We start from the raw sequence: 16,924 nt of genomic DNA, 5'->3' as shown, positions 1-16,924 counted from the left end.
CCGGATTCTCGGCAGCGGCCTTTTCGGGTATCCTACCCTGTTTTCCCGTGGCCCAGCAGTTTTTCAAACTGCTTCAGCAAATCAGGATTGAACAGCCCTTCTTCTTTCTGCAGCTCCAGAAAGGCTTCGCTCATGCTTTTTTCTTTCTTATAGGGACGATAAGAAGTCATTGCGTCCAGAACGTCCGCAATCATGACGATCTGGGCTTCCTCTGAAATTTGATTTTCCTTCAGCCCGTTCGGATATCCGCTGCCGTCGAGCCTTTCATGATGCTGCAGAATAATGTTCAGACAAACGGACGGGACCTCAATGCCCTGTAACATTTCCGCTCCCAGAACACAGTGCTGCTTCATAATCGTATATTCGTCCCTGCTCAATTTGGAGGGCTTCTGAATCATGGATTTGGGGATCAAGAGTTTGCCGACGTCATGCAAAAAACCGCCCAGCGCAAGCTGAGTGAGCCGGGAATCGGAATACTGGAGCTCAATCGCCATCATCGTCGACAGAAGCGCAACATCAACACAGTGGGTATAAAGCCAGTCTATGTAATTTTCCAGAGCAAGCACCGCTGCCCACCACGGCATTTCTTTGGACTGAAAAAGGACGGCGGTCAGAATATCCGAAGCCTTTGACAGCAGAGCAGTGCAGTTTTGTCCCATTTTCTCCTGCATATGATCACAGCTTTTCCGTATGGTCTCTTCCGCACCGACGCCGTCTGTTTTTTCCGGTGAATCACTTTTGGGATACCGGAAATTCAGAGCGCCGATCGACTTCAGCCTTGCCTGTGCTTCTTTGGTCAGCAATTCATTTTTCGCTACCAGTAAGATTCCGTTTTTATTATAGACATCCCTGCTCGTGTATACCTTCTTTTCAGTGACCACCTTATCCATCTCCTTTATTTCGGTCTGTTTTCTGAAAGCCAAATTTGGTTTGATAATTTCGGTTTCAAATTCCATAGCAAAGAAAAAATGTTTTCTTGTAACTATTATGCATAATATGGATTAATATGTCAATATTAACCTATAGGTAAATATTTTCAAGATATTTCCGCTATTCATTTTCTATTCCGTGTAATTTCACAAAAAGGCGGCAGACGAGTCCGTCTGCCGCCCTATATTACAGAATTTCAGCTCATTATGGATCTGTTTTTTCATCCTGCAGAACCTGACAGTTCATTACACCCCTCCATCGTCCCTTATAGTAGTTCTGGCAATCCATTAACCCACGCTCATAGAACCACCGGTCAAGACCAAAATATTTCTGGCAAAGATGGTCCGTATAATCGATCAGCAGGCTCTTTTTATCCTTCTCCAGCAGGGTCAGCAGCTCGTTAAACTCCTGATCCAGCTTGCGGTTCAGCTTAAAATCACGTTTTTCCTTTTCCTGTTTATATTTTCTATGATGAATTTTCAGACGAAGCTTTACAAATTCCGTCAATCCTCTCTGCAGCGTTTTATCAACACTCTCAAACGATTCCATCTATTAAAATTCCTTCCTTTCATTTAAAAAAGCTCCGAAAAAAGCACACAACTTTAAAAGCCCACCTGATCAAGTCAACATCCACACCTTGATTATGTGAGCAGATTAACGAATATTTTCCGTCCGGTTTCTATTCCTGTTATGTCGACTTTTCTGGAACTTTTTGTCATTATAACATCCCATTTATTGACATGCAATGAGGGTAAAGGAAACAAGCCTTTCCGAATTCACCGAAAAATCGGGCCGAAAAATCGCCTGGTTGCGTCAACTCTTAATATAGCATAAGAACCTATATGATCAATATTTACTTATATATTCCTTTATGGCATTCTTCCATACACTATACTTAAAAATATCAATTAATGAAAAACATTGGACAGGTGGATTTTATGACTATTGATTATAAGGCGATCGGGCACAGGATTAAGCAGGCACGCCGTGACAGAAATTATACTCAGGCCCATCTGGCGGAACTGCTTTCCGTTACGCCGGAATATATTTCAAGGGTTGAACGGGCCAATACGCAGCCAAGTCTGAAAATACTGGGCAAAATCGCCGACCTTCTCTCGGTCAACTTAACCTATCTGTTGGAAGGGACCTCCACCGGAAACGGCAATTATAAGCTGGAGGAATTCACGGACCTGCTGAAAGAGCTCCCCGCGGAAAAACGAAAGCTGCTTTATGAAATAGCGGTCGTGCTTCTTCGGGATGAATCCGCAAGGGAATAAACGACCATTCTTTTTCCAGCCGCCTGAAGCCGCATACTGCCGCCTTTACGGAAAAGGAGCCGGACCTTGCGGTAAATTCCTGAAAAAGGTTATAAAAAAGCCGCCCGACGGGCGGCTTTTTCTGCTTAACAGCAGCTATTTATTGAGTGCTTCTGAAAGATGTTAGCATTTGGATTTGAATACTCCGTCCTGATAGACCTCCGTCACGGTGTCGTCCGGGTAATAGCAAAGGACGGTGCCGTTGTGCTTGCTGACAATGATGGACGGCTCTATGGACTCGTTTTTATCGGAAATCAGGAACTGATAGTACTGATTTCCCTGATATTCAAAATTTCCGTTGATCAGACCGATTTTGTATTTTGTATAATCCATACGGATCATATTTTTGACGGCGTTCATTGCTTCGTTCCGGTCGATGTTCTGTACCGACTGCGCGGGCTGAAAGATTTCCGGTTTCCCGTTCTGAGCCGTTCCGGCTTTTGAGCAGGCGGTCAGAATTGTCAATAAAGCCACCAAAACAATCGCAGCCGCAAACTTCCCTGTTTTCATTGAAATTCCTCCCATATCATTTTCACTTTACAAATTTATCATAGTACCCGCCGGCGGTGAAAGCAAGAAAAGCAACAAGACTGTAAGTGGTTGCTACAAAACTGTAAACGATGGCGGCGAGAAATGATAAATCTGTATTTTTTTGACGGATGGGAACAGAAAATGAATGAGACGCTTTCCTTGTAAGCAGGCAATTTTGTGCTATAATAAATCCATCATTACAGGCTTGTCCTTCGCCGCGCTTGATACGAAATCCGGCGGCCGGCTGTAAAATCATTTCAGGTTGTGAGGAAAATTCATGAAGCAAAACAGAAGATACCCTAAGATCACTCTGACCCGCAAGGCGGAAAACAGCATTCTGTCCGGACACCCGTGGGTCTACAATACGGAGATTCTCAACATTGAGGGCCCGTATGAAAACGGCGGTCTGGCCGACGTTTTCAGCATCCGCGAAAAATATCTGGGCACCGGATTTATCAACGACCACTCCAAAATCAGGATCCGGCTGATTTCCCGCAGCGCGAACGACGTCTTTGACGAAGCTTTTTTCGAGCGCCGCCTGCGTCACGCGTGGGAGTACCGCAAAACCGTGATGGGGGACGACGTCTCCTGCTGCCGGATCATTTTCGGCGAGGCGGATCTTTTCCCCGGGCTGACGGTGGACCGCTTTCGCAACATACTGGTCGCACAGACGCTTTCTCTCGGCATGGAAAAGCTGAAGCCCGTCCTCTTCCCCCTGCTGTGCAAAATTCTGAGGGAGGACGGCCAGAACATAGACGGCATCTACGAGCGCAACGACGTCGCTATCCGCGAGCTGGAAGGAATGCAGCAAGACAAGGGCTTCTTCCCTGTCGCCGGGGTGGAAACGCCGCAGGCAACCCGCACAACGATCACGGAGAACGGGATCGAATACGCCGTCGATTTTGAAAACGGGCAAAAAACCGGGTTTTTCCTCGACCAGAAGTACAACCGGCAGGCGGTCGCGAAAATCAGCCGCGGCAAACGGGTGCTGGACTGCTTTACCCACACCGGCTCCTTTGCGCTGAACGCGGCAAAGGGCGGAGCGGAACACGTACACGCGGTGGACATTTCCGCCGACGCGGTCGCCATGGCGGGGGAAAACGCCACTCGAAACCAATTGCAGGAAAAAATGAGCTTCCAGACGGCCAACGTGTTCGACCTGCTTCCGCAGATGCCGATGGGCAAAAAGGACGGCTACGACCTGATCGTGCTCGACCCGCCGGCCTTTACCAAATCGCGCCAGACCGTCGACCACGCGATGAAGGGGTACAAGGAAATCAATCTGCGCGCCATGAAGCTGCTGCCGCGCGGCGGCTACCTTGCGACCTGCTCCTGCTCCCATTTCATGACGGAGGACCTCTTTTGCAGCATGCTGCGCAGCGCGGCGTTTGACGCCCAAGTGTCGCTCCGCCAGATCGAAGCAAGGCAGCAGTCCCCCGACCACCCTATTCTATGGAATGTGCCGGAAACCAATTACCTAAAGTTTTACATTTTTCAGATTACCTGAACCATTGTGCGCCCCGGAAAATCAGGAGCTTTCGGGCCTGATACCGGGGCGCTTTTTTAGAAAAAAGCCCTTGACATTTCTCTTTTAACGTAGTACTATGTCAACAATATATATTACTAATTTGATATGAATTGTAATATTACATAAAAGGAGGAGCTCTATGAAGACAAAGTCCCACTCTTTTCACAAGCTGAATCGTCCCCTCTTTCTGTATAACCGAATGTGCACCTCCTATTGTTGTAACAGGAAATAAATTTTGTGATTTCCCGGGATACGAAATACGGAAATAAATATACAGAAGGAGTAACGACAATGAGTGAAAGAAAATACAAGTTTGAAACCATACAGGTACACGCGGGACAGGAAAAGCCGGATTCCGCAACGGATGCGAGAGCGGTTCCGATTTACCAGACCACTTCCTTTGTGTTTAAGGATTCCGCGCAGGCTGCGGGCCGCTTCGGCCTGACGGAAGGCGGCAACGTCTACGGCAGACTGATGAACCCCACCTCCGATGTATTTGAACAGCGCATTGCCGCTCTGGAAGGCGGCGTAGCGGCGCTGGCCACCGCGTCCGGCGCGTCCGCCATCACCTATGCGATTGAAAATGTTGCCCACGCGGGCGACCATATCGTCTCCGCCAACACCATTTACGGCGGGACCTACAATCTTCTGGAACATACGCTCGCGGCTTTCGGCATTACCACCACGTTTGTCGACCCCGACGTGGAGGGAAGCTTTGAAAAAGCGATTCAGCCGAATACCAAGGCGATTTTTATTGAGACACTCGGCAACCCGAACTCCAGCATTATCGACATCGACGCGGTCGCCGCGATTGCGCACAAAAACGGAATTCCCCTGATTGTGGACAACACCTTTGCGACGCCGTACCTTCTGCGCCCCATTGAGCACGGCGCGGACGTAGTCGTCCATTCCGCAACAAAGTTTATCGGCGGCCACGGCTCCTCTTTGGGCGGAGTCATCGTCGACGGCGGCAACTTCGACTGGGAGGCCTCCGGCAAATTCCCGTGGCTGAGCGAGCCCGATCCGAGCTACCACGGCATCAGCTTTACAAAGAATGTCGGTGCGGCGGCTTTTGTGACCAGAATCCGCGTGATCCTGCTGAGAGATACCGGCGCAACCATCAGCCCGTTTAACTCCTTCCTGCTGCTGCAGGGCCTTGAGACCCTCTCCCTTCGTGTGGAGCGTCATGTTGAGAACGCTCTGAAGGTAGTGGATTTCCTTTCTAAACACCCGAAGGTGGAGCGCGTCAATCACCCCGCCTTACCGGACAGCAAATACAACTTTTTATATAACCAATATTTCCCCAACGGCGCAGGCTCCATCTTCACGTTTGAGATCAAAGGCGGCGCCGAGGAAGCCAAAGACTTTATCGACCGTCTTGAAATTTTCTCCCTGCTGGCAAACGTGGCCGACGTGAAATCGCTGGTCATCCACCCGGCGAGCACCACCCATTCCCAGATGAACGAAAGCGAGCTGCTCCAGTCCGGCATCAAGCCGAACACCGTCCGTCTTTCTATCGGCACCGAGCACATCGACGATATTCTGTACGATCTTCAGCAGGCGCTGGCGTAAGCTATACATTTCCGGCAAAGCAGTTTCTAAAAGGCACGTCGAAAAGCTTGTCAGGCGTCCAGCCTGAAAGAGCGGCAGTCCTGTTTTACAGGGCTGCCGCTCTTCATCGTTTGGACCGCACTTTTATTCTCCGGTCTTTACATGGACATCGAGCTGATTGTGAGGAATCCGGATACCCGCTTCGTCAAACGCAAGCTTTACCTTTTCCTGCATGTCAAAATAGAGGGTCAGGTAATCGTCCGTCTTGCACCATGCCCTTACCTCCACAGTGATGCCGTTTTCCCCGTGTTCACCGACTACAACCAGCGGAGCGGGGCTGTCGAGCACCATCGAATTCCGTCCGGACAGATTTTCGAGCAGGCTTTTCACCTTTCCGATATCCTCGTCATAACCGACGATATATTTCAGGTCCAGACGGCGGGTCGCCATGGCGGAATAATTGACGATGACGCCGGAGGTGATTTTGGAGTTCGGAATGACGACCTCTTTATTGTCGAAGGTCCTGAGCGTGGTGAACATGGTTTCGATGCGCTCGACCGTTCCTTCCGTCTCCTCAAAGAGGATGTAATCCCCGACGCGGAACGGCTTTGTAAAGATGATCTGCGCGCCGCAGGCGATGTTGGCCATGTTGTCTTTCACGGCAAGGCCGATCGTCAGGCCCGCCGCACCGATCGCGGCAATAATGGAGCCGACGTTCATGCCGAGCTGGGCCGCCGCCGTAATGCATACGATCATCTTCAGCAGCACTTTGGCGAGAGAGCTGATAAAAGTAACGAGGCCCGTGTCCGTCTTTGAGCGCGACATCGCACGGAACATCAGTCTGACCGCCTGGTTGCTCAGCCACCAGCCGATCCCTAAAATCAGCAGGGCGCCCAGAATTCTCGGCAGGGACGATTCCAGCAGCAGAAGGAACTGCTGTCCATATTTTTCAAAGCTGAATTCCAAAAAAATTACCTCCCTTAACGGTTCAGTGATCTGTTTTCCTGTTTTTGGAGATGTCAAAGAATGACGCATTCTATTGAATTACATCAAAAAAGGTTATAAAATAGTAGAAAATGATAGAATAAAAGGTGATTCAATACATGAAACAATTTCTTGCAATGCTGACCGTACTGGCAGTCTGCTTTTCTCTTTCCGCCTGTTCAAAAAACGACGGAAGCAGTGAGTCCTCCAGTCAGGCAAGCAGCGCCTCAGTCAGCGAGACGGGTTCTTCCGAACCGGAGGCGTCCTCCAGCCCAGCGGACAGCTCCGGAGTTTCTTCCGTCTCCTCCCAGGCAGTGACCTCTTCCAAGGGGACCTCCTCCCAAAAGCAGAGTGCTTCTTCCGCGCCCGCTTCCCCTTCCCAGCCGGAAAAGGCCCAGACCGTGCGCGTGGTGATCCCCGAAGGATATACACTGTCGCAGATCGGCGACCGGCTGGAAGCGAACGGCGTCTGTAAAAAAAGCGAACTGCTGAGCACCGCGAATTCCTACGATTTCAGCTATTATTCCCTGATCGGCAAGCTGGGTTCCAACGCGAACCGCTGCTACAAGCTGGAAGGATACCTTTTTCCCGATACCTATGAATTTTACAAGGACATGAAGCCGCAGGACGCGCTCGGCAAAATGCTGAAAAACGCCGAAAGCAGAATCGGCGGCAGCTACAGCTATTCCGGTATGACCACCGACCAGATCGTCACCCTTGCCTCGATTATCGAGAAGGAATCGGGAAACGTAAACGAAATGGCAAAAGTGTCCTCTGTGTTCCACAACCGGCTGAAGGCCGGTATGAAGCTTCAGGCGGATGTAACGGTCATTTATGTGGAAAAATATCTGAAGCCCAACCTCACCGGCGATATCAACCGCTACAATTCCTATTATAATACCCGGAAATGCCCCGCTCTGCCGGTCGGGGCCATCTGCAATCCCGGCAAAGCCGCGCTGAACGCCGCGGTCAACCCGGCAGACACCGACTACCTTTACTTTGCCGCAGATTCCAGCGGAAATTACTACTACGCGAAAACCTATGAGGAACACAAGCAGAACCTGAACAAAGCGGGCATCATCGAGGGCGGCAGCATGCAGTAACCGCTCCGAACGGAAGGAGAATCGTATGAAAGCCGAAATCAGATATCTGTACAACAGCGGATTCACGCTGAAAACGGACTGCCATTTTTTTATCTTCGATTATTACCTTGACTCCCCAAAAGGCTGCGGGCTCGCAAAGGGCGTCATCGACCCGGAGGAAATCAAAGACCTCGATGTGGTCGTCTTTGTCTCTCACAGCCACCCCGACCACTATAACCCGAGGATTTTCAGCTGGCGCAAAACCGTCGAAAAAATCCGCTACGTACTCTCCGACGATATCAAAACCTCTGAGGACGTAATCAGGGTCGCTCCCGGACAGGAATACGACCTTGGCGACCTGAGCGTGCGCACGCTCGATTCCACCGATATCGGCGTGGCGTTCCTCATTCAGGCGGACGGCCTGTGCATTTATCACGCCGGGGATTTAAACGACTGGTACTGGAACGGGGAGCCCGACAGCGACAACCGCGAAATGACCCGCCGTTACAGGGAACAGATCGACACGCTGAAGGGCGAAGCGATCGATATCGCGTTTGTTCCCGCGGACCCCAGGCTGGAAGAACACGCGCTGCGCGGTTTGGACTACTTTATGAGAACCGTGGGCGCAGAGCTGGCAGTCCCGATGCATTTCAGCGAAAACACCGCTGTGTTTGAAGAGCTGAAAACCGACAGCCGTACGGAAAGCTACCGCGGCCGGATCGCGTTCTTTACCCAAAGGGGAGACATCATTCCCTATCCGAACGCCGACAGATAGAGCGAAAACGCGTTCCTGACAGCCGATAAAGCCGCACAGCCGCAGAATTGCCGGATATTTTACGACATCCCGGGAGGCCGAATTTGATTCGGCCTCCTTTTTTATGGATACCGTTTTCCCTGCCAGGTATCCTTTTGGACAAGCGCGCGGTCAATGCCGCCGAGCACGGCGATTTTATCCACACCCCAGCGCGGCGCGATCAGCTGATCGTGGGCGCCGTCCCCCGTAATCCGTTCGATCACCGTTTCGGGCGGCAGAACCTCCAGTTGGGAACAGACGACATCGAGATACCCTTCCCGCGTCATGGGAACGACTTCCCCCGCCGCAAGCTGGCGCTCCATGGGAGTCCCCCGCATGATCTGCAGAAGATGGATTTTCACCGCGTCCGCTCCCAGCGCGCCGACCGCCCGGGCGGTGCCCAGCATCATTTCCGGGGTCTCCCCCGGAAGCCCGTTGATGATGTGCACACAGACACGGATTCCGCGGGATTTGAGCGCCTGAAAAGCCTCGGTAAACGCGGCGTAAGAATGGCAGCGGTTGATTTTTTCGGCGGTGGCGTCATGGACGGTCTGCAAGCCCAGCTCCACCGTCAGATACGTTTTTCCGGACAGTCCGGCCAGATAATCCATCGTTTCGGCTTCCAGTGCATCCGCGCGCGTGGCAATGCTGATGCCGCACACGCCTTCGACGCCCAGGGCGGATTCATACAGCTCCCGCAGCCTGGGAAGCGGCGCGTAGGTGTTGGTGTGCGCCTGAAAGTAGGCGATCACATCCGCGCCGGGTGTCTTTTCGCGCACCCGACCAAGCTCCATGCGCACCTGTTCTGCAACGCTCCTGTCCGTCCCGTGGGTAAAGTCCCCGCTGCCGGACAGGCAATACGTGCAGCCGCCGAGGCCCTTGGAGCCGTCCAGATTCGGACAGGTAAATCCCGCGTCGATCACCGCCTTGAAAACCCGGCGGTCAAACCGCTTTTTCAGATGATAGCTCAGCGTATGATACCGTTTATTGTCATTGGAATAAAGGAAAGGACTTTTCAAACCGCCGCTCCGTCCCGGGAGCTCAGATACATTTCAGAAAGATATTCCTTACCCGTTTCCGTTTTGAAATATTTTTGCAGAACGGACCGTGCCTGCGCTTCGGCCATGCCGTCCTCATAAAGATTGACCAGAAAATCCGCCTCGACCAGAATCTGATAATCCAAACCGCTGATTTCCGTATAGGTGTGGTGGTGGCCGATCAGAAAGCAGACGCGGTCGATCACCGCCCGCGGGATACCGGCTTCCAAAAGGATTGCTTCCGCTACCGGAGGGCCCTCCAGCTCCTGATATTTTCCGGAGGAGGAGCCGTATTTCCGTTCGCTGTTCCGGATTCCGATATCGTGAAGGATGGCGGCAAGCTCCAGAATCTCCATCATGTTTTCATCCAGACCTTCCAGCTCGCCGATGGACTTTGCAAACGCATATACCTTCAGCGCGTGCTGTACCCTTTTCGGGTCCCCCTCGTTGTAGCGGACCATTTCTTTTAGAATCCGGCTGTTTTGGCTGTTCATTTGTCTCTCTCCTTCCGTTTTCAGGTTTCTACTGTACAAAGCTTTTCAGCTTTTCCACGTCGAGCAGTTCAAAGCTGTCCCCGCGAAAGGCGAGGATTCCCTCGTCGCGCATCCGGCCGAGCTCGCGGGACATGGACGGGCGGGAAACATTGAGAAAATCCGCAAGCTCATTGCGGTTGTACGGCAGAGTGAACCGCTGTTTTCCCGACTTGCGGTACTGCTCGAAGAGATAAGTGCAGAGCTTCCCGCGCATACTTTTGATCGTCAGAAAGTCGATCTTGCGGTTCAGATACAGCGCCCTGTCCGCCACAATATGAATCAGATTTTCTGTCAGCAGAGTATGCCAGCGGCAGGTTCTGCTGCATGGCATTAAAATTTTAGACGGCCTGATAAACATCACCGTGCTTTTTTCCAGCGCAAAAATCGTCGCGGGGGAACGCTGAAGGTCGGACAGAGCCGCCACTTCCCCAAAAATTCCCCCGGGCTGGATTTTGTTTAAAACGATCCGTTCACCGAGCGGGGTTTCCTTCGTCACCGCGACCGCGCCGTCAAGCACGATCCCGATTTCTTGCATCGGCCCCGAGGCCTGAGCGACCAGGCCGCCCTTTGCGTAATCCGCTCCGCGGGGAGAAAGGCAGTTCAGCATCTGTGCGATCTCACTGGGGGTAATGCCCTTGAACAGCACGCATTTTTCGAGAACGCCAATGAATGTCTCAAAAATAAAACCACTTCCCCTTGAGGTGTTTTCCCTTACTGTAAATCCGTATAGCCGCAGTCCTTCCAGTTGATTCTGCAACAAGATTGCGTTCTTTCCCCGCCTTCGGCGGGGAAAGAACGTGTTTTGTCTCGCAAACTGAAATGGAGTTGCTGTTGGGCATATTGGAAATACTTAAAATGATTATATCTTGATTTCCTTAAAAAAACAACCTGAGCGCTCTGCTTTTAGACGATCAGAGCATTGAAAAGCAGCCCGATATGAAATATAATAAACCCATAAAAGACGGAGGTGTTTTTATGAAAGCAAAATTTCTGCACAACAACCTGAATGTGTTTGATTTAGACAAGAGCATCGCGTTTTACAAAAAGGCGCTCGGGCTGACGGAAATCAGGCGCAAAACCGCCTCGGACGGTTCCTTTATCCTTGCGTTTTTAGGGGACGGGCAGACGGAGCATCAGCTTGAGCTGACCTGGCTGCGCGACCGCAAGGAACCGTACAATCTGGGCGACAACGAAATCCACATCGCGTTCAGTGTGCCCGACAAGGCAGAAGCCTATGCCCTGCACAAGGAAATGGGATGTATCTGCTACGAAAATCACGACATGGACCTGTATTTCATCGCCGACCCCGACGGATACTGGCTGGAAATTCTGGCGGAAAACAGGAACTGAACCGAAAGGCCACCCAAAACAGATATCAAAAAAACGCGCCCTGACCCGGATCAAGACCCCGGTCAGGGCGCGTTTTATGTGATTCAGTCATTTGATTAAGCACTGAAAGCAACTCTCTGTTCGTGGAAAGTCAGGCTGCTTTCTGAACGCCGCAGCGCTTTATAAGCAGCTGGGCAAAACACGCGGCCAGCACCTGCTGAAAGAGCGTCCCGATCATAACCGGGAACATGACCTCCGCCGGAAAATACGCCGCGGCAATGACCGCGCCCGCGCTGATATTTCTCATTCCGCAGCCGAACGTCATGGATACGACAAGCTCCCGTTTCAGTTTCAGCACCATCGCAAAGGCCCAGCCCAGTGCGTACCCCAGCACGGCAAGCAGCAGAATGGCCCCGGCCACCGCAAAGAGGCGCGGCGTCATATTGCGGATAAAGGGCGCCACCTTGGACGAATTGGCACAGACCACCAGCATCAGCGCGATTTTCCCGAACGGCGCGAGCCTGGGTGACAGGGTCTGTTTGACCGTGCCCCCGGTAAGCTGATTCAGCGTCATCCCCACAAGCGCCGGGATGCCCACCATCAGCAAAAGCTCCTTCATCATGCCCACGGTGTCGACCTGCACATTCGAGCCGACGAGAAGATGTAAGCTGAACGGTACGCTGAGCGGCGCCAGAAGCGTGTCGATCAGCAAAAGGGAAAGCGTGAACGGGGCGCTGCCGCAATAGATGGAAACCCACATGGTGCTGACCACGGCACTCGGCACAACGAATTCCAAAACCATCCCGGTAATGATATACGGGCTTTGGGGGAAAAACAGATTCCCCGCACCGAGCGCGAGAAGCGGCAGGACCGCATGCAAAATCAAAACGGACAGAAACAGCGGCAGCGGGTGCTGCACCACCCGCCTGATGTCGGAAAACCTTGACCCCAGGCTGCCGCAAAAAGTCATAAACGCGAAAATATAAGGCACCAGAAACAAAATCCGGCTGAACTGAGGCGCGAAAACCACGCCCATAAAAAGGCAGAACGGCGTAACCAGCGCCATCCATTTCTCAACAAACGCATTAAAGCTCCTCATAAACCGCACAAGAGCCCCTCCAATACCGTATTCGCCGTTATCTGCCGAATTCCGCGAGGTTCAGGCCCTGATTGTGCTCCTGTGCCCAGCGGATGCTCCATTCGTTTGCGAAAATCAGAAGGCGGCTGCCCTTCAGGTCCTGAATCCGCTTGGTGTCGGACGTCAGGTTCAGCGTTTTGGGGTCAAGCCCTTCGTTTTCAATCCAGCGGATATACTGATACGGCAGCCCTTCCATGCGGATGTCGACATTATACTCGTTTTTCAGACGGTATTCCAGAACGTCGAACTGAAGGGTCCCCACCACGCCGACGATCACTTCTTCCATACCGCCGCCCAGCTCCTGAAAAATCTGGATGGCACCCTCCTGCGCAATCTGCGAGATTCCCTTGACGAACTGTTTTCTTTTCATGGTGTCCACCTGCTGCACCCGGTTGAAATGCTCCGGCGCAAAGGTCGGAATTCCGCCGAACAGGAATTTTTGCGGCGGGGTGCAGATGGTGTCGCCGATGGAAAAGATGCCGGGATCAAACACGCCGATGATATCGCCTGCGTAGGCCTCGTCAATCACCTCGCGGTCCTGCGCCATCAGCTGCTGGGGCTGCGAAAGCTTCATCTTTTTTCCGCCCTGCATGTGCATGACTTCCATGTTCTTCTCAAACCTGCCCGAGCAGATGCGCATGAACGCGATTCTGTCGCGGTGCGCCTTGTTCATATTGGCCTGAATCTTAAAGACAAAGGCGGAAAACTCGTTGGTCAGAGGGTCGATCAGACCGGTGTCCGCCTCCCTGGGAAGCGGGGTGGTGGTCATGTTCAGAAATTCCTCAAGAAACGGCTCCACGCCGAAATTGGTGAGCGCAGAACCGAAGAAAACCGGAGAAAGCTTTCCGTTCCGGACGGCTTCCAGATCAAATTCGTAGCCCGCGCCGTCGAGCAGCTCGATATCGTCCACCAAAGCCCTGCGGTGATCCCCGCCGATCAGGGCTTCCAGCTTTTCATCGTTGAGTTCGACTTCCGTCGCCTCCACTTCCCGCTGGCCGTTGTTGGCGGTAAAGGCGATGATTTCCTTTTTATTTCTGTCGTAAACACCCTTGAATTCTTTTCCGGAACCGATCGGCCAGTTCATGGGAAAGGTCTGGATGCCCAGTTCCTTTTCGATCTCTTCCAGAAGATCGAACGGGCTTCTGGCTTCCCTGTCCATTTTATTGATAAAGGTGAAAATAGGGATATGCCTCAGCGTGCAGACCTTAAAAAGCTTGCGGGTCTGCTTTTCAACGCCCTTGGAAGCGTCGATCACCATGACGGCGGAATCCGCCGCCATCAGAGTGCGGTAGGTGTCCTCTGAAAAGTCCTGATGTCCCGGGGTATCCAGAATATTGATACAGTAATCGTTATAATTAAACTGCATAACGGAAGAAGTAACCGAAATTCCCCTCTGTTTTTCGATCTCCATCCAGTCGGAAACCGCGTGCTTCGCGGTTTTTTTCCCTTTGACTGAACCGGCCAGCGTGATGGCTCCGCCGTAAAGCAAAAGCTTTTCCGTCAAGGTCGTCTTTCCCGCATCCGGGTGGGAAATAATAGCGAACGTCCTTCTTCTCTTAATCTCATTTACATAACTTGACAAATTACTTCCTCCAACCAACTACAGCATTTTCAGTTGATTCTACAACAAGTTTGCGTTTCTTCCCCGCCTTCGGCGGGGAAGAAACGTGTTTTGTCTCGCAAACTGAAATGGAATTGCTGTAAAAATACACTTGTTCATTGTAAAGCATTTACTGAAAATAATCAAATATAATTTTGCCGTTCTTCCGGGTGCGAATAAAAAAAGCAAAAGGGAATTTATCCCAGAAAGCAGGGGACAAAGCAGGGGATTTTCAAACGCAATCCCAGAAATATTCAGGAATACTGCCACTTTTTGCTTTCATCGGTCTGTTTTGTTATTCTTTTGAGGGAATTTGACGTATTTTAAGGGATGGAGTTTTTTGGTGTAATTACTTGACATAATTAGTAATAAAAAATATAATTGAAATTGTATCGTTCCTGCTGTATTGTGCAGTGTTGCTACTTCAAAATCGAGAAGAAAAATGCATGCCTTTTGCGAATTTCAGTGGGTAAACATAGTGGAACAACGAAAACAATTGGAGGAAAATTATGAAAAGAAAGCTCGTCTCTCTCGTATTGGCGCTCGCAATGATTGCATCGCTCTGCACAACCGCCGCTTATGCGACGGACACCAGCACCGTTACTTCCGCAGCTATGACTCTTGACAGCACCAAGCTGGCTTTAAGAGTCGGCGAAAGCGCTTCCCTGACGGCTTCCGTTATGGGATGCATTATGAGCGACGCCGTGCTGACTTCCAGCGACCCCGGTGTGGCGACCGTCGTAGGCAACACGGTAACGGGCGCCGGTCTGGGAAGAGCGGTCATTACAGCGACAACAAGCGACGGACAGACCGCGACCTGCAATGTACACGTGGTCCTGAAAGGAATTGATGTTTCCGCCTGGCAGGGCAGCATTAACTGGACCAGTGTAAAAAGCAGCGGCGTTGATTTCGCTATCATCCGCACCGGCTACGGCAGTGAGCAGTGGGATAAGCAGACCGACGCTTATTTTAATGCCAACTACGATGGGGCGACCGCGAACGGGATCAAGGTGGGCGTCTATCATTTCAGCTATGCAACGACCGTGGCGGCTGCGGCTGAGGAAGCGAGAATGTGCCTCAGCATCTTAAATGGCCGCAAGCTCGATTACCCCGTATTTTACGATATTGAAGACAGCACTCAGCGTGTTCTTTCGCGGGAGCTTCTTTCCAGTATCGCCCAGACCTTCTGCTCCGCGATCGAAAGCGCGGGCTACAAGGCCGGTATTTACAGTTCTCCCAGCATCTTCAACTCCAACCTCTCCAGCTCCGTTCTGGACCCCTACGACAAATGGGTGGCACACTGGGGCGTAGACATTGCCCGGTACAGCAATCCTTATACCGTATGGCAGTACGGTTCCGCGAGTGTTCCCGGGATCAGCGGCGCGGTCGACCAGGACTACTCCTATGTGGATTACTCCTCCTCCAGCCAGCCCACCAATCCGGTGCAGGACCCCTCTCAGACGCCCTCTACCACTACTTTCAAATCAGATACCACAGCGCCGTATTCTTTCGGCACCAACAGCTCTTATATCTATAAAATAACCACCACCTCATCCACTATTCCCAAGGCGGTTTCCTCCAATTCTTCGGCGGTTTCCGTAGCGTTTTATCAGAAAACAACGGGCGGTTATCTTTATAGAATCACAAATGTGAACCAGGGTTCCGCTACCATTACCACCACCCTTGGGGACCTTTCCACCAGCTTCACCGCCAACGGCAAGGCAAACGGAGTGATTTCCGACACGACCTATCCGTTCACGATCAAGCGGGGCGGAACTTATCAGTTCAAATTTACCCCGAGCGGCACCAGCGCCACTCCGACATTCACTACGGGGAACGGCAGTGTGCTCAAACCCGTCCTTCAGCAGAAGGTCGGTTCGAGCTACTATTATAAAATCAGCGGCCTAAGCGCCGGCTGCACCGGCGTTTATTCCACACTGCCCGGCCAGCAGGCGGTCCGTCAGTGTATTGTGACCGTAGCGTAATATTATTAAAATTGAGCGTATCAAAAATCGTACAAGGCAAGGCGGCGGAGAATTCTCCGCCGCTTTTTTATCGCCTGATTTTCTCGCGGAAAAACGGTATGGACGGACGTCAGGCATTCACTGCCGGGCAAAAAACCGCCTGATTTCAATTTCCGCGCTTTCTGCCGAATCCGAGCCGTGAATCAGGTTCTGCCGGGTGCTGAAGGCATAATCGCCGCGGATGGTTCCGGCGGCCGCGTCCTCAAAGCGGGTGGCGCCGATGATTTTGCGCGTTCCCTCAACGACGTTTTCCCCCTCCACAATCATGGCGAGCACGGGACCGGATACCATGTATCTGACGATGTCGAGAAAAAAAGGCTGGTCTGCAAGATGGGAATAGTGCTCCCGTAAAACAGCCTCGTCCAGCTGCAGCATTCTGGCATCCGCAATTATGTATCCCTTGTCTTCAATCCTTGAAATAATTCTGCCCGCCAGCCGGCGTTTCAGCGCATCCGGCTTCAGTAAAATACAGGTTCTTTCCATCGTTTCATCCTCCTGTCGGCATTGATTGATTCCACTGATCTTTGATTCAGTATATCATAATTTCC

General features: G+C 51.7%; 18 protein-coding genes. 7 read left to right on the top strand and 11 right to left on the bottom strand.

Annotated features, from left to right (window positions below):
* Positions 1-32: 32 nt before the first annotated feature.
* Both LY85_RS17740 and LY85_RS17735 read right to left on the bottom strand, forming a co-directional pair.
* Positions 33-881, bottom strand: coding sequence for an HD domain-containing phosphohydrolase (locus tag LY85_RS17740; protein ID WP_185741270.1), 849 nt, complete (start codon positions 879-881; stop codon positions 33-35).
* A gap of 253 nt (positions 882-1,134) precedes the next feature.
* Positions 1,135-1,479 carry a hypothetical protein gene (locus LY85_RS17735; RefSeq protein WP_038323437.1) on the bottom strand — a complete coding sequence of 115 codons (345 nt, stop codon included), beginning with the start codon at positions 1,477-1,479 and terminating at the stop codon, positions 1,135-1,137.
* Between the two features lie 389 nt (positions 1,480-1,868).
* On the opposite strand from LY85_RS17735, the gene LY85_RS17730 reads away from it, so the two are divergent.
* A complete protein-coding gene (locus LY85_RS17730; protein ID WP_185741269.1) occupies positions 1,869-2,207 on the top strand; it encodes a helix-turn-helix transcriptional regulator in 339 nt (112 codons plus the stop codon).
* 162 nt (positions 2,208-2,369) lie between these two features.
* Here LY85_RS17730 and LY85_RS17725 read toward each other — a convergent pair whose 3' ends face one another.
* Both LY85_RS17725 and LY85_RS17720 read right to left on the bottom strand, forming a co-directional pair.
* The gene (locus LY85_RS17725) at positions 2,370-2,756 is read right to left on the bottom strand and encodes a hypothetical protein (protein ID WP_038323433.1); all 387 of its coding nucleotides are present in this window, start codon (positions 2,754-2,756) and stop codon (positions 2,370-2,372) included.
* Positions 2,757-2,778: 22 nt separating this feature from the next.
* Positions 2,779-3,063 carry a hypothetical protein gene (locus LY85_RS17720; protein WP_141827709.1) on the bottom strand — a complete coding sequence of 95 codons (285 nt, stop codon included), beginning with the start codon at positions 3,061-3,063 and terminating at the stop codon, positions 2,779-2,781.
* Here LY85_RS17720 and LY85_RS17715 point away from each other — a divergent pair.
* Together LY85_RS17715 and LY85_RS17710 are read left to right on the top strand one after the other, a co-directional pair.
* Positions 3,055-4,284 (top strand): class I SAM-dependent rRNA methyltransferase, encoded by a 1,230-nt coding sequence (locus tag LY85_RS17715; RefSeq protein WP_141827708.1) that lies wholly within the window; start codon positions 3,055-3,057, stop codon positions 4,282-4,284. The genes LY85_RS17720 and LY85_RS17715 overlap by 9 nt on opposite strands.
* Before the next feature lie 312 nt (positions 4,285-4,596).
* Positions 4,597-5,877 (top strand): O-acetylhomoserine aminocarboxypropyltransferase/cysteine synthase family protein, encoded by a 1,281-nt coding sequence (locus LY85_RS17710; protein ID WP_141827707.1) that lies wholly within the window; start codon positions 4,597-4,599, stop codon positions 5,875-5,877.
* A 123-nt stretch (positions 5,878-6,000) separates the two neighbouring features.
* Here LY85_RS17710 and LY85_RS17705 read toward each other — a convergent pair whose 3' ends face one another.
* A complete protein-coding gene (locus tag LY85_RS17705) occupies positions 6,001-6,822 on the bottom strand; it encodes a mechanosensitive ion channel family protein (protein ID WP_185741268.1) in 822 nt (273 codons plus the stop codon).
* 137 nt (positions 6,823-6,959) lie between these two features.
* Between LY85_RS17705 and mltG the strand changes: the two genes are divergently transcribed.
* A complete protein-coding gene (gene mltG, locus LY85_RS17700; protein ID WP_141827705.1) occupies positions 6,960-7,943 on the top strand; it encodes an endolytic transglycosylase MltG in 984 nt (327 codons plus the stop codon).
* 25 nt (positions 7,944-7,968) lie between these two features.
* Positions 7,969-8,697 (top strand): MBL fold metallo-hydrolase, encoded by a 729-nt coding sequence (locus LY85_RS17695; protein ID WP_141827704.1) that lies wholly within the window; start codon positions 7,969-7,971, stop codon positions 8,695-8,697.
* Positions 8,698-8,798: 101 nt separating this feature from the next.
* Here the strand turns inward: LY85_RS17695 and LY85_RS17690 are convergent, their stop codons facing one another.
* From LY85_RS17690 to LY85_RS17680, 3 genes are read right to left on the bottom strand one after another with little or no spacing between them, the layout of a single operon-like run.
* Complete coding sequence (locus LY85_RS17690; RefSeq protein WP_141827703.1) at positions 8,799-9,734, bottom strand: TIGR01212 family radical SAM protein; 936 nt, start codon at positions 9,732-9,734, stop codon at positions 8,799-8,801.
* Positions 9,731-10,246, bottom strand: coding sequence for an HD domain-containing protein (locus tag LY85_RS17685; RefSeq protein ID WP_141827702.1), 516 nt, complete (start codon positions 10,244-10,246; stop codon positions 9,731-9,733). Before LY85_RS17685 ends, LY85_RS17690 begins: the two co-directional genes overlap by 4 nt.
* Before the next feature lie 28 nt (positions 10,247-10,274).
* Positions 10,275-11,045 (bottom strand): Crp/Fnr family transcriptional regulator, encoded by a 771-nt coding sequence (locus LY85_RS17680; protein WP_141827701.1) that lies wholly within the window; start codon positions 11,043-11,045, stop codon positions 10,275-10,277.
* Positions 11,046-11,260: 215 nt separating this feature from the next.
* Here LY85_RS17680 and LY85_RS17675 point away from each other — a divergent pair, with 215 nt between their 5' ends.
* Entirely contained in the window at positions 11,261-11,635 is a 375-nt protein-coding gene (locus tag LY85_RS17675) for a VOC family protein (protein WP_141827700.1), read from the top strand.
* A 130-nt stretch (positions 11,636-11,765) separates the two neighbouring features.
* Here LY85_RS17675 and LY85_RS17670 read toward each other — a convergent pair whose 3' ends face one another.
* Positions 11,766-12,713 (bottom strand): bile acid:sodium symporter family protein, encoded by a 948-nt coding sequence (locus LY85_RS17670; protein ID WP_141828192.1) that lies wholly within the window; start codon positions 12,711-12,713, stop codon positions 11,766-11,768.
* 37 nt (positions 12,714-12,750) lie between these two features.
* Positions 12,751-14,334 carry a peptide chain release factor 3 gene (locus LY85_RS17665; protein WP_141827699.1) on the bottom strand — a complete coding sequence of 528 codons (1,584 nt, stop codon included), beginning with the start codon at positions 14,332-14,334 and terminating at the stop codon, positions 12,751-12,753.
* Between the two features lie 527 nt (positions 14,335-14,861).
* Here LY85_RS17665 and LY85_RS17660 point away from each other — a divergent pair.
* Entirely contained in the window at positions 14,862-16,337 is a 1,476-nt protein-coding gene (locus LY85_RS17660; protein ID WP_141827698.1) for a glycoside hydrolase family 25 protein, read from the top strand.
* Between the two features lie 117 nt (positions 16,338-16,454).
* On the opposite strand, the gene ndk is transcribed toward LY85_RS17660, so the two are convergent.
* The gene (gene ndk, locus LY85_RS17655; protein WP_141827697.1) at positions 16,455-16,859 is read right to left on the bottom strand and encodes a nucleoside-diphosphate kinase; all 405 of its coding nucleotides are present in this window, start codon (positions 16,857-16,859) and stop codon (positions 16,455-16,457) included.
* Positions 16,860-16,924: the final 65 nt, after the last annotated feature.

This window comes from Clostridium sp. KNHs216 (assembly GCF_006714885.1).
Lineage (GTDB): Bacteria > Bacillota > Clostridia > Oscillospirales > Acutalibacteraceae > Caproiciproducens.
Note: the sequence above shows the minus strand (reverse complement) of the source record. Positions and strands in the feature narration are given on the sequence as shown.

What these genes read in the sequence shown, in the direction of transcription:
- LY85_RS17735 (WP_038323437.1), bottom strand. Translation starts at nt 1,479, where the DNA reads ATGGAATCGTTTGAGAGTGTTGATAAAACGCTGCAGAGAGGATTGACG.
- LY85_RS17730 (WP_185741269.1), top strand. Translation starts at nt 1,869, where the DNA reads ATGACTATTGATTATAAGGCGATCGGGCACAGGATTAAGCAGGCACGC.
- LY85_RS17725 (WP_038323433.1), bottom strand. Translation starts at nt 2,756, where the DNA reads ATGAAAACAGGGAAGTTTGCGGCTGCGATTGTTTTGGTGGCTTTATTG.
- LY85_RS17715 (WP_141827708.1), top strand. Translation starts at nt 3,055, where the DNA reads ATGAAGCAAAACAGAAGATACCCTAAGATCACTCTGACCCGCAAGGCG.
- LY85_RS17710 (WP_141827707.1), top strand. Translation starts at nt 4,597, where the DNA reads ATGAGTGAAAGAAAATACAAGTTTGAAACCATACAGGTACACGCGGGA.
- mltG (WP_141827705.1), top strand. Translation starts at nt 6,960, where the DNA reads ATGAAACAATTTCTTGCAATGCTGACCGTACTGGCAGTCTGCTTTTCT.
- LY85_RS17695 (WP_141827704.1), top strand. Translation starts at nt 7,969, where the DNA reads ATGAAAGCCGAAATCAGATATCTGTACAACAGCGGATTCACGCTGAAA.
- LY85_RS17685 (WP_141827702.1), bottom strand. Translation starts at nt 10,246, where the DNA reads ATGAACAGCCAAAACAGCCGGATTCTAAAAGAAATGGTCCGCTACAAC.
- LY85_RS17675 (WP_141827700.1), top strand. Translation starts at nt 11,261, where the DNA reads ATGAAAGCAAAATTTCTGCACAACAACCTGAATGTGTTTGATTTAGAC.
- LY85_RS17670 (WP_141828192.1), bottom strand. Translation starts at nt 12,713, where the DNA reads ATGAGGAGCTTTAATGCGTTTGTTGAGAAATGGATGGCGCTGGTTACG.
- LY85_RS17660 (WP_141827698.1), top strand. Translation starts at nt 14,862, where the DNA reads ATGAAAAGAAAGCTCGTCTCTCTCGTATTGGCGCTCGCAATGATTGCA.
- ndk (WP_141827697.1), bottom strand. Translation starts at nt 16,859, where the DNA reads ATGGAAAGAACCTGTATTTTACTGAAGCCGGATGCGCTGAAACGCCGG.